Consider the following 12,258-nt stretch of genomic DNA (forward strand, 5'->3'; position numbering starts at 1 on the left):
CCCCCGGCGCCCCCGGATTCGGCGGCCAGCCGCCCTTCGGCCAGGTGCCGGGTCAGCCGGGTCCCCCCGGCCCGCCCGGCGGCGGATACGCGCCCCCCGCCGTCCCGGCGCAGAACGCGGGCCTCGCCGCCGCCATGCAGAAGTACCGTGAGACGCCCACCGGCCAGCGCTGGACGCAGCAGAATCCGAAGATGATGCGCGCCGACCTCGGCCAGGGCGGCGGCCAGCCGGTCCTCGCCCGGCAGGGCAGCATGGTGCTCTACCAGGGCAAAGTCGATTTCGGCTACAAGGGTGCCGGTTTCACCGGCCGCATCGTCGGCAACGCCACGGGCCAGGAGATGCAGCTCATGCGCTGCACCGGCGGCGGCCAGGTCTTCTTCGCGGAGAACGCCGCCTATCTGCACCCGATCGAGCTCCAGGGCGACGCCATCTGCGTCTCCGCGGAGAATGTGCTGGCCTTCGACGAATCGCTCCAGCACGAGGTGCGCAGGATCGAGGGCCACGGCATCCCCGGCGGCGCCCTGTTCACCATGCAGTTCCAGGGCACCGGCACGGTCGTCGTGAAGACGCACGGCACCCCTGTGGTGCTGCCCGTCACCCCGACCACCTACGCGGACAGCAACGCGATCGTCGCCTGGTCGGCCGCCTCACAGGTGATCGTCTCCAGCCAGGTACGGCTGCGCAGGACCGCGTATCCCGGCCACAGCGGCGAGACCGTGAACCTCCAGTTCCGCGGCGCCCCCGGCAATTTCATCGTCGTCCAGCCCTACGAGGTGTGACCCGCCATGGACCAGCAGATGATCGCGGGCTACGCACCGGCACCGGTGGCCGCCCGGATGGAGAACCACGGCTCGTCGATGCTCAAGGTCGCCATGGTGACCGGCCAGGACCTCTTCGCGCGCACCGGCTCGATGGTCGCCTACGAGGGCTTCGTGCAGTACGAGCCCAACCCGCCCGCCGTACGGCAGATGGCCTCGGCCTGGCTGACCGGCGAGAGCGCCCCGCTGATGAAGTGCAGCGGTGACGGCCTGCTCTACCTCGCCGACTACGGCGCCGACGTGGTCTGTCTCAATCTCAACAACGAGTCGGTCTCCGTCAACGGCACGAATCTGCTCGCCTTCGACGCGCACCTCACCTGGGGTGTCGAGCGGGTCAAGGGACTGGCCAAATTCGCCGGTCAGGGCCTGTTCAACGTCGGGGTCAGCGGTCAGGGCTGGGTCGCGGTGACCTCGCGCGGCACGCCGATCGTGGTCGACTGCGGCAGCGGCGCCGACGAGACCTACGTCGACCCGGACGCGCTCGTCGCCTGGTCGTCGGGGCTGAAGATGAAGGCCAAGCGCAGCTTCAGGGCCGGGGCGCTGATCGGCCGCGGCAGCGGGGAGGCGTTCCAGATCGCCTTCTCCGGCCAGGGCTTCGTGGTCGTCCAGCCCAGCGAGGACAGCACTGACCGTCTCCGGATCCGGGGCTGAGGGGGAGCGACACCATCATGCAGAGCCCGCTTTTCGCATTCACCGAGGTCCAGAACCAGGACCACTACACCCTGCAGAATTCGTACCTCCTGCGGGTCCGCCTCGACGGCAACACCGGCCCCGACTGCCTGGCCCGCAAGGGCTCGATGGTGGCCTACCAGGGCATGATCGAATTCGACGGCGAGTACCAGTCGCAGGGCCAGCGCGGCGCCCGCCGCCACACCGGCGAGGGCCTCGACCTGATGCGCTGCTCCGGGCAGGGCACGGTCTTCCTCGCCAACCTCGCCCAGCAGATCCACGTCCTGGACGTCGACCACGAGGGCCTGACCGTCGACAGCGCGTACGTCCTCGCGCTCGACTCCGGGCTGCACTGGGACGTGATCGCGGTGGACAGCCAGTTCGGCCTGTCCGGCACGGGCGCGTACAACCTCAACACCTCGGGGCAGGGCAAGGTCGCCCTGATGACATCGGGCAAGCCGCTGCTGATGCCGGTCACGCCCGACAAGTACGTGTCCTGCGACGCGGACGCCGTCGTCGCCTGGTCGACCAGCCTGCGCGTCCAGATGCAGGCGCAGACCAGCAGCTCCTCCGTCTTCCGCCGCCGCGGCAACACCGGTGAGGGCTGGGAGCTGAACTTCGTCGGTCAGGGACACGTGCTCGTCCAGCCCAGCGAGCTGATGCCGCCGCAGAACGCGGTGGTCGGCCAGGGCGTCCGCGCCCAGTACGGCATGGGCCCGCAGGGACACGGCCAGAACCAGGGCAACATCTGGTCCAACTGACCTCGCCGCACTGACACCCGCACGGCATGGGGTGGCCGTCAGGACCCGCGGGTCCTGACGGCCACCCCATGCCGTGCGGGTGTCAGGCGCTCCGCGTCAGCGCGCGTATCCGGCCCAGCAGCGCCTCCACGGACCCGTCGGCGACCGCCGCGACCTCGTCGTAGCCGAACCACCGCAGATCCAGGGACTCGTCGCTGATCGCCTCGACCGCGCCCTCGGGGGCGACGACCGCGTACTGCACGTCCAGATGCCACGCGCAGGGCGTACGGTGCCGGTCCAGTCTCACCGGCTCGGGCCGCAGCAGGCCGAGACCGGCGATCCCGGACTCCTCCGCGCTCTCCCGCAGCGCCGCCCCGGCCAGGCTGGCGTCCTGCGGCTCGCAGTGACCGCCGGTCTGGAGCCACATGCGCAGCTTGGCGTGCAGCGTCAGCAGGGCGCGCTCGCGCGGCGGGTCGACCACCAGCGCGCTTGCCGTGATGTGCCCCTGGGCGCACGCCTTCCACAGGCCGTCGGGATACGCCGCCAGGTGCGCCAGATACTCCTCGCGCAGCCGCTCCTGCCCCTCGTCGGGCGCACTCCACCGCTCCAGGACGCCGACCGCGTCCGCGTGCAGAAAGCTCACTTGCCGGAGTCGCCGTCCTCGTCGGGGGTCTCGCCCTTGCCGGTGGCGTCGCCCTTGTCGGTGGCGTCGCCGGGCGCCTCGGGCTTGCGGTCGCCGCCGCTCGCGGCCTCGCCGAGCATCTTGTCCAGCTCGGAGAAGTCGACGCCCTCGCTGTGCACGAAGCCGTCCGGGTCGTCCAGGTCGGCGGCGGTCGGCAGCATGTCGGGGTGCGCCCACAGGCCGTCGCGGCCGTCGACACCGCGGGCGTCGGTCAGCGAGGCCCACAGCCGGGAGGCGTCCCGCAGCCTGCGGGGCCGCAGCTCAAGACCGATCAGGGTGGCGAAGGTCTGCTCGGCGGGACCGCCGGTGGCGCGGCGGCGGCGCAGCGTCTCGCGCAGCGCGCCCGCGGACGGCAGGTGCGGGGCGGCGGCCTCGTGCACGACCGCGTCCACCCAGCCCTCGACGAGCGCGAGGGCCGTCTCCAGCCGGGCCAGCGCCGCCTTCTGCGCCGGGGTGTCCTCGGGCTGGAACATGCCCTGCTGGAGCGCTTCCTGAAGCTGCTCGGGCTGCGAGGGGTCGAGCTGTCCCACCGCCTCCTCCAGCCGCGCGGTGTCGACCTTGATCCCGCGCGCGTAACCCTCCACGGCGCCGAACAGATGCGCGCGCAGCCACGGCACATGCGCGAAGAGCCGCTGGTGGGCGCTCTCGCGCAGCGCCAGGTAGAGCCGCACCTCGTCCTGCGGGACGCCCAGGCCCTCGCCGAAGGCGGTCACATTCGCGGGGAGCAGCGCGGCCTTGCCCGCCGGGCCCAGGGGCAGGCCGACGTCGGTGGAGCCGACGACCTCACCGGCCAGGGTGCCGAGCGCCTGCCCGATCTGGGAGCCGAACATCGCGCCGCCCATCGAGCGCATCATCCCGATCAGCGGGCCGGACATGGCCTGCATCTCCTCGGGCAGCACATCGCCCATCGCCCCGGCGACGCGCTCGGCGACCGGGTCGACCAGTTCCTTCCACACCGGGAGCGTCGCCTCGACCCACTCCGCGCGGCTCCAGGCCACCGCGGAGCCGGACCCGGACGGCAGGGACGTGGCGCTGTCCAGCCACAGATCCGCCAGCCGTACGGCCTCCTCGACCCACGAGCGGTCGGCGCGGCCGACGGTCGCGTCCTTGACGCCGTCCTGGGTGCCCTGGGCGACCGTCTGGCGGGCGATGTCCTTGGCCATGTCCCAGTTCACCGGGCCGCCGTCGTAGGACAGCATCTGGCCGAGCTGCTGGAAGGCCGCGCCCAGGTCGTTAGGGTTGAGCGAGCCGAACATCGCCGCGAACGGGTTGTCGCCGGCGGCGCCGCCGCCGACGCCACCGAAGCCGAACGGGTTCGGCGCTCCGCCCTGGCCCCCTTCGCCCTTGTTCTTCCGGCCGTCGTCCCCGTCCTCGGGCTCCTCGGGAGGGACGCCGAATCCGAATGGGTTGTCACTCACGGGATTCCTCGGCTCTGTGTTGTGATGGGCTGGGGTTGTGATGGGCTCGGATGTGATGGGCTCGGTGTACGGGCAGTACCTCCAGCCTAGACACGTGTCAGGCAGGATGGCTGCGTACCGACGTCACGCCGATGGCGTGCGCCAGCCGCACCCCGTACTTGAAACAACCGTGGGAGACACCCGGTGAGTTCCCCAGAAGCACACGTTCGCCCAGAGCGGAGCGCGGGCAGGGCCGCGTCGGGACCGGTGGTCGCGATCACCGGCGCCGCGTCCGGCGTGGGCCGCCAGCTGGCGCTCAGGCTCGTGGAATCCGGCCAGGTCAAGAAGGTCGTGGCGATCGACGAGCGGCGCGGTGACGTGCCCGGTGCGACCTGGCGGGTGCTCGACGTGCGCGACCCCGCCATCGCCGACAAATTGCGCGGCGCGGACGTCGTCGTCCACCTCGCGCTCGACCTCGACCTGGAATCCGACGCCAAGGCGCGGTCCGCGTTCAACGTGCGCGGTACGCAGACCGTACTGACCGCGGCCGCTGCCGCGGGCGTGCACCGCGTGGTGCTGTGCACCTCGGCGATGGTCTACGGCGCCCAGGCCGACAACGATGTGCCGCTCGCCGAGGACGCCCCGCTGCGGGCCACCTCGGAGGCCAGCTTCGTGGACGACCTGCTGGAGATCGAACGGCTCGGCCGCCGCGCCCCGCGCGCACACCCCGGCCTCAATGTGACGGTTCTGCGCCCGGCCGTCCTGGTCGGCGGCACCGACACCGCGCTGACCCGCTACTTCGAGTCGCCGCGGCTGCTGGTGGTGGCGGGCAGCAGGCCGTGCTGGCAGTTCTGCCACGTCGAGGACCTGGTGTCGGCGCTGGAGTACGCCGTCCTGGAGAAGGTCGACGGCGAGATGGCGGTGGGCTGCGACGGCTGGCTGGAGCAGGAGGAGATCGAGGAGCTGACCGGGATCCGGCGCATGGAGCTGCCCGCGGCCATCGCCTTCGGCGCCGCCGCCCGGCTGCACCGCCTCGGCCTGACCCCGTCGCCCGCGGGGGACCTCGCGTACACGATGCACCCGTGGGTGGTCAGCGGCAGCCGCCTGCACGAGGCGGGCTGGCGCCCGCAGTGGTCCAACGAGGAGGTGCTGGCCGAGCTGCTCGCCGAGGTCGAGGGCCGCAATTCGCTCGCGGGGCGCAGGCTCGGCCGCAAGGACGCCACGACGCTGGGCGCGGCGGGCGCCACGGTCGCCCTGGTCGGTACGGCGGCCCTGGTGCGCAGGGCCCGCAAGCGGCGCGGGCTCTAGGAGCAGCCGCCCGTCGGTCACCCGTCAGTCACCCGTCGGTCGCCGTCCTTTGCCCGGTGCGGTGATGGAAGCCGCTTTCCGTATCGCGGGCATATGAGGCAGCATGTGCCGCATGGCATTCACGCACGACGAACACGCCGCCCCCGCGGACCGCGCACAGGCCGCCGACGGTCCGATCCGGCTGCTCGCGATCCGCGACACCCCGCTGTCGGTGGACGAGGTCTTCGCCTCGGTCGGCGACGACGCGGCCGGCGGCACGGCGCTGTTCGTCGGGACGGTACGCGACCACGACGGCGGTTCGGCCGCCGAGGTCACCGGTCTGGCGTACTCGGCGCACCCCAGCGCGGAGGCCGAACTGCGCAGGATCGCCGAGAAGATCGCCGCCGACTACCCGGTACGCGCGCTGGCCGCCGTCCACCGGGTGGGTGAACTGCGGGTCGGCGACATCGCCGTGATCGTCGCCGTCTCCTGCCCGCACCGCGGCGAGGCGTTCGAGGCCAGCCGCCGCTTCATCGACGACCTCAAGAGCGAGGTCCCGATCTGGAAGCACCAGACATTCACCGACGGCACCGAGGAATGGGTCGGCGCCTAGGGCGTGTCCGGCGGATCGCGAACGGGCCCGTCCGGCGGATCGTGAGCGACGCGCGGGTGCGTAACCCCGTACCCCACCGGGCCGTTGGTGCACAGAGCGGTTAATCTGCTCATACGTCCGTTTTGGTGTACATGGGGTCGGGAGTTCGACGTGGCAGCACTCGCTTGGTTGCTCATTCCGCTGGTCGCCGCGGTGTTCGCCGCGGTCTGGGCACGCTGGGCGTCGCACACCCGCACCACCGGGGACGGCGCGTCGCTCGCCGGATACGAGCGGTTCCGGCAGGCGATGCAGGCCGAGGCGGCGGAGAAGCCGGACACCGAGACGGTCTGAGGACCGGACGCCGGGACGGTCTGAACAGGCGCCGCACGGCCGCGTACCCGTCCGGACTCACCCCGCGGGCCGGTTGTCCGGCGGTTCCCGTAGGGTCGTGCCATGCCACGCCGCACCGCGACGCTGCTCGCCTCGACACTGACGCTGATAGCGCTGCTGTGCATCGCGCTGCTGGCTCCCGCACCGTACTCGGAGATGTCGCCGGGACCGACGGTGAACACGCTCGGGAACTACGACGGCGAGATGGTCATCCAGATCGGTGGCCACAAGACGTACGCGACGTCGGGTCACCTCAACATGACCACCGTGCGGGTCACCGGCGCCGACTACTCCATGAACCTGGTGGAGTCCCTGCTCGGCTGGGCGCGCCATGACGACAAGGTCGTGGAGCACGACACGCTGTACCCGAAGGGGCAGACGGCCCAGGAGGCCGACCAGCAGAACGCCGAGGAGTTCAGCCAGTCCCAGGACAGCGCCAAGTACGCGGCGCTGACCTCGCTGAAGATCCCGGTGCCCTCGCGGGTGATCGTGGCGGCCGTCGTCAGCGGCGGGGCGTCCGAGGGCGAGCTGCACGCGGGCGACGTGATCAAGGCCGTCGACGGCACCGCGATCACCAAGGCCGAGCAGGTCGCGGGCCTGGTCACCAAGCACAAGCCGGGCGAGAAGGTGGTCTTCACGATCATCCCGGCCGCCGACGCGAAGAAGAAGCTGGACACCACGCAGAAGGTGACCATCACCACCCGCACCTCGGACGACGGCGGCCGGTCGCGCGCCGTGGTCGGCATCCAGGCGGGCGTCGAGCACCTGTACCCGTTCACCATCGACATCAAGCTCGCCGACGTCGGCGGGCCCAGCGCGGGCATGATGTTCGCGCTCGGCATCATCGACAAGCTGACGCCCGACGACCTGACCGGCGGCAAATTCGTCGCGGGCACCGGCACCATCGACGACAACGGCAAGGTCGGACCGATCGGCGGCATCAGCCTCAAGACGATCGGCGCGCGCGACAAGGGCGCGCAGTTCTTCCTCACCCCGGCCGACAACTGCGAAGAGGCCGCCAAGAGCATCCCCTCGGGCCTCACCCTGGTGAAGGTGAAGACCCTCGACGACGCCATGGCGGCGCTGAAGAACATCAAGTCGGGCAACGACGCGGCGCTGCCGAGCTGCAAGAGCTGAAGACCAGACCAGACCAGCTCAGCTCAGACCGGCTCAGCTCAGACCGGCTCAGCTCACGTCAGCTCAGCTCAGCTCGGCAGCGCAGCCGGGCGCTCAGACCTCGAAGGTCGCCGACAGCGCCTCCGCCAGGCCCGGCACCAGATCGGAGCCGGTCAGCACCTCGGTCGGCGTGTCCTTGGCCCGCAGGCGTACGGCCGACTCCCGCGCGCCGTCCCGCAGCACCGCGACCGTCATCCGCACCTCCTGGCGCTGCGGGTGCGCCGCCACCCACGTGGCCAGCGACGCGTCGTCCAGGCCCTCGGGGATGGCCGCCTCGGCGGCGGGCGGCAGCATCAGCCGCTCCACGGTCAGCGCGCAGCCCGCGATCACCTCGGGCCACGCGATCGTCGCCAGGAACTCGTCGAGCGCCGTGCCGGACGGCAGCTCGTCCTGCTCGATCGGGGTCAGCGACCCCGTCTCGTTCCCCTCGGTCAGGCCGAGTTGATCGGCGAGGCCGGGTTCCTGCGTACGGAGCTGAGCGGTGTCGACAAGGGCGAACAGCCGTGCGGGCCGGTCCCAGCCGAGGCCGGACGCGTACTCGTCGATTTCCAGTACGGCACGGGTCAGCGGGCTCGCCGCGAGCGGTGCACCATCGGTCGCATTGTTGGACATGGTCAGTATCCTGCCTCTTCCCTTGCCGGAATCGGGAACCGGCCAAAGCGTAGGTAAGTTGCACCAGTGGGAGTCCGACCCGGGACACCCACGAAATACGGACAATTCGAGGTGCGCACCTTGGTATTCGAGATGCCGGACCGCGGCGGAGGAACGTCGGGGCCACGGATCAGAGTCGGCCGCCCTTCCCGGCGGACCCGGACGTTGCTCATCACGATCGGCGTGCTCGCCGGTCTGATGATCGCGTTCGTGATCTTCGCGGGATTCTGGACCGACTGGCTCTGGTACCGATCGGTTCACTACTCGTCGGTCTTCACCACCACGCTCTGGACCAAGGTCGGTCTGTTCTTCGTCTTCGGCCTGCTGATGGCCGGAGCGGTCGGCGTGAACATCTATCTGGCACACCGGCTCCGCCCGCCGCTCAGCGCGATGTCGCTGGAACAGCAGAGCCTGGACCGCTACCGGATGGGTCTCGCGCCGTACAAGAAGTGGGTGCTCCTCGGGGTCTGCGCGGTGGTCGGGCTCATCGCCGGCGGATCGGCCTCGGGACAGTGGCGGCTGTGGCTGCTGTGGACGAACGCCACGAAGTTCGGCGTCAAGGACCCGCAGTTCCACAAGGACGTGTCCTTCTACGCCTTCGACCTGCCCTGGTACCGCTTCCTGCTGAGCTTCGGCTTCGCGGCCGTGGTCCTCTCGCTGGTCGCCGCCGCCCTGGTGCACTACCTGTACGGCGGGCTGCGGATCACCTCGCCCGGCGGCCGGGCCACGGCCGCCGCCACCGGCCATCTGTCGGTCCTGCTGGGCATCTTCATCTCGCTCAAGGCGGTCGCCTACTGGCTGGACCGCTACGGCCTCGCGGTGAAGTCCAGCGGCTTCAAGGCCACCGACAACTGGACCGGTCTGCGGTACGTGGACGCGAACGCGTATCTGCCCGCCAAAACGATCCTGTTCTGCATCGCGGTGATCTGCGCTCTGCTGTTCTTCGCGACGCTCTGGCGCCGCACCTGGTCGCTGCCGATGATCGGCTTCGGCCTGATGGTGCTCTCGGCGATCCTGATCGGCGGCCTCTACCCGGCCATCGTGCAGAAGTTCCAGGTGCAGCCGAACGAGGCGGCCAAGGAAGCGCCGTACATCCAGAAGAACATCGATGCCACGCGGGCCGCGTACGGCATCAAGGACAGCCAGGTGAAGCCGTACAGCGGCACCAGCGAGTCCAGTACGGACAAGCTGCGGGCCGACGCGGACACCACGGCGAGCGTGCGCGTGCTGGACCCGAACGTGGTCTCGCCGACGTACCAGCAGTTGCAGCAGACGCGCGGCTACTACGCGTTCCCCTCCACGCTCGACGTCGACCGCTACAGCGACGCCAAGGGCAAGGAGCAGGACACGGTCGTCGGCCTGCGCGAGCTGAACATCAACGGCATCCCCGAGAACAACTGGATCAACGACCACTTCAAGTACACCCACGGCTACGGCATCGTCGCCGCCAAGGGCACCGACGTGGCCAGTGACGGCTCACCGGACTTCACCGAGAAGAATCTGCCGACCACCGGCCAGCTCGGCACGTACGAGCAGCGGGTCTACTACGGCGAGCGGACGACGCAGTACTCGATCGTCGGCGGCCCGACCCAGGAGATCGACTACACCGACGCGGGCGGCGAGAAGCCGTTCACGTACACCGGCAAGAGCGGCGTGGACCTGTCCAACCCGCTGACGCGGGCGGCGTACGCGGTGCAGTTCGGCGAGCCGCAGATCCTGTACTCGGGGGCGATCGGCAAGGGCTCGAAGATCCTCTACAACCGCACTCCCAAGGAGCGGGTGGAGTCGGTCGCGCCCTGGCTGACCATCGACGGCGACCCGTACCCGGCCGTGGTCAACGGCCAGGTGGAGTGGATCGTCGACGCGTACACCACCACCAACGGCTATCCGTACGCGTCGCGCACCACGCTCGGCGACACCACGACCGACTCGCTCACCGACGACCAGCGGTCCGTCATCGCGCAGCAGAACCAGGTCAACTACATCCGCAACTCGGTCAAGGCGACCGTGAACGCGTACACCGGTGAGGTCACGCTCTACCAGTGGGACACCCAGGACCCGGTGCTCAAGACGTGGATGAAGGCGTTCCCGCACACGGTGCAGCCGAAGGACAAGATCAGCGCCGAGCTGATGGACCACCTGCGGTATCCCCAGGACCTGTTCAAGGTGCAGCGGCAACTGCTCACCAAGTACCACGTCACCAAGGCGTCCACCTTCTACACCGGCAGTGAGGTGTGGGAGGTGCCGGACGACCCGGCCGCCCAGACGGGCAAGGCGGTGCCGCCGTACTACCTGAGTCTGAAGATGCCCGACCAGTCGGAGCAGGCGTTCTCGCTGACGTCCACCTTCACGCCGAACGACCGCTCCAACCTGAGCGCGTTCATGGCGGTGAACGCCGACGCGTCCAGCAAGGACTACGGCACGATCAGAGTGCTGCAACTGCCACCGAACACCACGGTCGACGGGCCCAAACAGGTGCAGGCCAAGCTCAACTCCGACAACAAGGTCGCGCCACAGATCAACCAGCTCAAACGGGCGGGCGCGGACACCACCGTGGAGTACGGCAATCTGCTCACCGTGCCGATGGACGGCGGGCTGATGTACGTGGAGCCGGTGTACGTACGCGGCGCGGGCAACAACTACCCGCTGATGAAGAGCGTGGTGGTGCTCTTCGGCGACCGGATCGGCTTCCAGCCCACGCTGAAGGCCGCGCTGGACGAGGTGTTCGGCCCCGACGGCGAGTCGACGACGAAGCCGCCGCCGGACGACACCACGGAGCCCCCGGCGACCAGTCCGCCGACCACGAGCGCGCCGACCACCAGCCCACCGGGCGACGCGACGCTGGAGCAGGCCCTGACGGACGCCCAGAAGGCGTACGACGACGGTCAGGCGGCGCTGAAGAAGGGCGACTGGCAGGCGTACGGCGAGGCGCAGAAGAAGCTGTCCGAGGCGCTGAAGCAGGCGCGGGAGGCGGAGAAGGCGGTCAAGGGGACGTAAGACGGGCCGATCGACCTGATGGGTCGACAAGCGGGCTGATCGGGTGACACTCCGCGTCGTGGTACGGTGGGGACACAACGACGCGGGGTGGAGCAGCTCGGTAGCTCGCTGGGCTCATAACCCAGAGGTCGCAGGTTCAAATCCTGTCCCCGCTACTGTACGAAGAGGGCCAAAGTCAACTGACTTTGGCCCTCTTCACTTATATGGGGGATGTTCGGTGAACGGGGTTTCGCAAGCCGCCTTGTCGGGAAGTCGACAAAACGCTGAAGTGACCAATCGGGTTGCGGTATACCAGGTGTACGGCGGTAGCGGACGGTGCGACGATGGACCTTATGGGGGATGGTGCAAGACTGCTGAACACTCGTCAGATCCACGAGCAGCGTGGTTCTACGGGCGATGTCGACATGTCGGCCGAAGGGTTGGCCCAGGAGTCGGCCTCGACGCCCGTGACCACGTCCGGGACCGTGCCCGTGACCACGCCGGCGACCGTGACCGCGTCCGCGCTGCTGCCCGCTCCGCGCCCGTCGGCTGAGCAGCCCGCGTCCGCCGGACTCACCGCGTCCGCCGGGCGCGACGACCTGCCCGAGCTTCCCGAACTGACCGACGAGGACGGCCTCGCGCTCCGCGAGGAGGCCGAGATCGAGGCGCGGCACCGGCACGCCGCCGACCTCGGCGACGCGTACGCCATGAGCGCGCTCGGCACGCTGCTGCTGCGCCGCGGCGACCTCGACGGCGCGGAGCCGTACCTGCGCGCCGCCGTCACGCACGGGGACCGCGCCGCCGCCAACAACCTGGCCCTGCTGCTGCACCAGCGCGGTTACGCCGACGAGGCGGCCGACTGGTGGCGGATCGCCGCCGT

At 70.0% G+C, this 12,258-nt stretch carries 11 protein-coding genes, 1 tRNA gene and 1 pseudogene; 10 read left to right on the plus strand and 3 right to left on the minus strand.

The features are described 5' to 3' along the window. The 3 genes from BGM09_RS34820 to BGM09_RS34830 all read left to right on the plus strand — a co-directional run. Positions 1-779, plus strand: a 779-nt coding sequence (locus BGM09_RS34820; RefSeq protein WP_188285751.1) for an AIM24 family protein, incomplete at its 5' end; no start/stop codon positions are given. A 6-nt stretch (positions 780-785) separates the two neighbouring features. Beyond that, positions 786-1,469, plus strand: coding sequence for an AIM24 family protein (locus tag BGM09_RS34825; protein WP_188285752.1), 684 nt, complete (start codon positions 786-788; stop codon positions 1,467-1,469). A gap of 17 nt (positions 1,470-1,486) precedes the next feature. Next, a complete protein-coding gene (locus BGM09_RS34830) occupies positions 1,487-2,248 on the plus strand; it encodes an AIM24 family protein (RefSeq protein ID WP_188285753.1) in 762 nt (253 codons plus the stop codon). An 82-nt stretch (positions 2,249-2,330) separates the two neighbouring features. Here BGM09_RS34830 and BGM09_RS34835 read toward each other — a convergent pair whose 3' ends face one another. Together BGM09_RS34835 and BGM09_RS34840 are read right to left on the minus strand one after the other, a co-directional pair. Then, the gene (locus tag BGM09_RS34835) at positions 2,331-2,870 is read right to left on the minus strand and encodes an NUDIX hydrolase (RefSeq protein ID WP_317453014.1); all 540 of its coding nucleotides are present in this window, start codon (positions 2,868-2,870) and stop codon (positions 2,331-2,333) included. Next, complete coding sequence (locus BGM09_RS34840) at positions 2,867-4,327, minus strand: zinc-dependent metalloprotease (protein WP_188285754.1); 1,461 nt, start codon at positions 4,325-4,327, stop codon at positions 2,867-2,869. Before BGM09_RS34840 ends, BGM09_RS34835 begins: the two co-directional genes overlap by 4 nt. Positions 4,328-4,510: 183 nt before the next feature. Here BGM09_RS34840 and BGM09_RS34845 point away from each other — a divergent pair, with 183 nt between their 5' ends. The 4 genes from BGM09_RS34845 (at position 4,511) to BGM09_RS34860 (ending at position 7,712) form a co-directional block, all read left to right on the plus strand. Next, entirely contained in the window at positions 4,511-5,614 is a 1,104-nt protein-coding gene (locus BGM09_RS34845) for an SDR family oxidoreductase (protein WP_188285755.1), read from the plus strand. 112 nt (positions 5,615-5,726) lie between these two features. Next, positions 5,727-6,206, plus strand: coding sequence for a molybdenum cofactor biosynthesis protein MoaE (locus BGM09_RS34850; RefSeq protein WP_188285756.1), 480 nt, complete (start codon positions 5,727-5,729; stop codon positions 6,204-6,206). 150 nt (positions 6,207-6,356) lie between these two features. Next, positions 6,357-6,536, plus strand: a complete 180-nt coding sequence (locus BGM09_RS34855; RefSeq protein ID WP_188285757.1) for a hypothetical protein — start codon at positions 6,357-6,359, stop codon at positions 6,534-6,536. Positions 6,537-6,638: 102 nt separating this feature from the next. Beyond that, positions 6,639-7,712 carry a PDZ domain-containing protein gene (locus tag BGM09_RS34860; RefSeq protein ID WP_188285758.1) on the plus strand — a complete coding sequence of 358 codons (1,074 nt, stop codon included), beginning with the start codon at positions 6,639-6,641 and terminating at the stop codon, positions 7,710-7,712. Positions 7,713-7,805: 93 nt separating this feature from the next. On the opposite strand, the gene BGM09_RS34865 is transcribed toward BGM09_RS34860, so the two are convergent. Further along, complete coding sequence (locus BGM09_RS34865; protein WP_188285759.1) at positions 7,806-8,363, minus strand: PPA1309 family protein; 558 nt, start codon at positions 8,361-8,363, stop codon at positions 7,806-7,808. 132 nt (positions 8,364-8,495) lie between these two features. On the opposite strand from BGM09_RS34865, the gene BGM09_RS34870 reads away from it, so the two are divergent. The 3 genes and pseudogenes from BGM09_RS34870 to BGM09_RS34880 all read left to right on the plus strand — a co-directional run. Further along, positions 8,496-11,399, plus strand: coding sequence for a UPF0182 family protein (locus BGM09_RS34870; RefSeq protein ID WP_188285761.1), 2,904 nt, complete (start codon positions 8,496-8,498; stop codon positions 11,397-11,399). An 81-nt stretch (positions 11,400-11,480) separates the two neighbouring features. Continuing rightward, a tRNA-Met gene (locus tag BGM09_RS34875) sits at positions 11,481-11,554 on the plus strand. A 177-nt stretch (positions 11,555-11,731) separates the two neighbouring features. Next, a pseudogene (locus BGM09_RS34880) lies at positions 11,732-12,258 on the plus strand (tetratricopeptide repeat protein); the annotation flags it as partial.

The organism is Streptomyces sp. CBMA29 (genome assembly GCF_014596445.1).
Lineage (GTDB): Bacteria > Actinomycetota > Actinomycetes > Streptomycetales > Streptomycetaceae > Actinacidiphila.

Coding starts and splice junctions, on each gene's coding strand:
- BGM09_RS34825 (WP_188285752.1), top strand. CDS start 786: ATGGACCAGCAGATGATCGCGGGCTACGCACCGGCACCGGTGGCCGCC.
- BGM09_RS34830 (WP_188285753.1), top strand. CDS start 1,487: ATGCAGAGCCCGCTTTTCGCATTCACCGAGGTCCAGAACCAGGACCAC.
- BGM09_RS34850 (WP_188285756.1), top strand. CDS start 5,727: ATGGCATTCACGCACGACGAACACGCCGCCCCCGCGGACCGCGCACAG.
- BGM09_RS34860 (WP_188285758.1), top strand. CDS start 6,639: ATGCCACGCCGCACCGCGACGCTGCTCGCCTCGACACTGACGCTGATA.
- BGM09_RS34865 (WP_188285759.1), bottom strand. CDS start 8,363: ATGTCCAACAATGCGACCGATGGTGCACCGCTCGCGGCGAGCCCGCTG.
- BGM09_RS34870 (WP_188285761.1), top strand. CDS start 8,496: ATGCCGGACCGCGGCGGAGGAACGTCGGGGCCACGGATCAGAGTCGGC.